Source organism: Polynucleobacter sp. 39-46-10, assembly GCF_002282275.1.
Genome location: NZ_NCJB01000514.1, coordinates 1 through 1,228, shown reverse-complemented (window position 1 = coordinate 1,228; position 1,228 = coordinate 1). Strand labels below are relative to the sequence as shown.

Below are 1,228 nucleotides of genomic sequence, written 5' to 3'. Positions count from 1 at the left end.
TGGATCAATTTTTGATGCTGGGATGCGATCCGATAGGTGAGAGATTGGCTTCACCTGCGCGTGGGCTACTGATGGCACTAGAAGGGCTACTTTTTGATGCCTAGAGCTTGTCAGGCTGCTGCTAGAGCCTGCTGAAGCCTTGTCGTAGATCACGCTGGTGATTTCTTTATCGTCCAGAGCCTTTGGAGTCTCTTCTTGGTATTGATCGAGCATTCCAAATCCGTTTTGCCAAACCATCTGGCGAGCTTCATCTGGAACCAAGATGCGAGCCATATCAAATGCACCCGCTTGAGTACCATTGCCGGAGAGCCAGAGCCCCACGATCATGAACACTGTCACGATCAATAAGCCATTGAGCACCCGATAAACTGGTGAGAGCGCGTAAGAGAACAACTTCATAGCCTTAGCGCCTAGGGGCTGGGCTAGTTGCAAGTCATTCGAATCGGCAGACAAACATTTAATCATTCATGGTCTTGCAGCACACCAAAAAATCAAACATCTGATTTATGTTGCAATGCAATAAGTTAAAAACATGTGCCATCCTAAGAAGGTTCTTATATCAAGTCAAGAATAAAGAATGGTGTTTCAATAACTTATAGGTCTTGATATACGCTTACCCCCCGGGGAAGTCCTAATTTTTGATATTTTATTGTTTAAATTCAATGATTTATAGAAGTTAGTGGGTGCTTATTTCATATCATAAAAAAGTGCCGAAAATCCAACTTTTTTACTATTTTTAAACTTCTGCCAGGGTCAAAAAACCGTACATCTAGTATTTTTAGCGCCTATAGTTGCTACCGGTAGTGTTGTAGAACTTATAGCTTCAACCTACAAATCTATCGCTCTTCAAACTTTGCAAGCCCTATTCATCATTGAGATTCAGAGAGTAAACCCTGACAAGGACTTGCTCTACAGCTAACTTACCCGCTCGATAGGCGCAATTCTTTAGCTGCCGGATGGCGACTCTCATTACACTGACATGCAATGAATTTCCTAGTCAAACTTTTCTTATTGAACTCCCTTTGGCTGCCATTCAGTGCATTTGCCCTGTTCGATCAGTGCAAAGACCTTTTCCCAGCCCAGCAAATACCCAGCACTTCTCAGGAAGGGCGCGACCTTTGCTTTGATGATTTTGCAATCTACTACTCACCTTTAGACAAAAAGCCTATCTACACCGTGGAAAGGTTAAATGGTGAACAGCTTCAAACTCCTCGCCCCCGCCGAACCA

General features: G+C 43.6%; 2 pseudogenes. One reads left to right on the top strand and one right to left on the bottom strand.

What is annotated here, in order from left to right:
* Window positions 1-465: pseudogene (locus tag B7X71_RS17300) on the bottom strand (lytic transglycosylase domain-containing protein); the annotation flags it as partial.
* Window positions 466-984: 519 nt separating this feature from the next.
* On the opposite strand from B7X71_RS17300, the pseudogene B7X71_RS17295 reads away from it, so the two are divergent.
* Window positions 985-1,228 (top strand): annotated as a pseudogene (locus B7X71_RS17295) (DNA/RNA non-specific endonuclease); the annotation flags it as partial.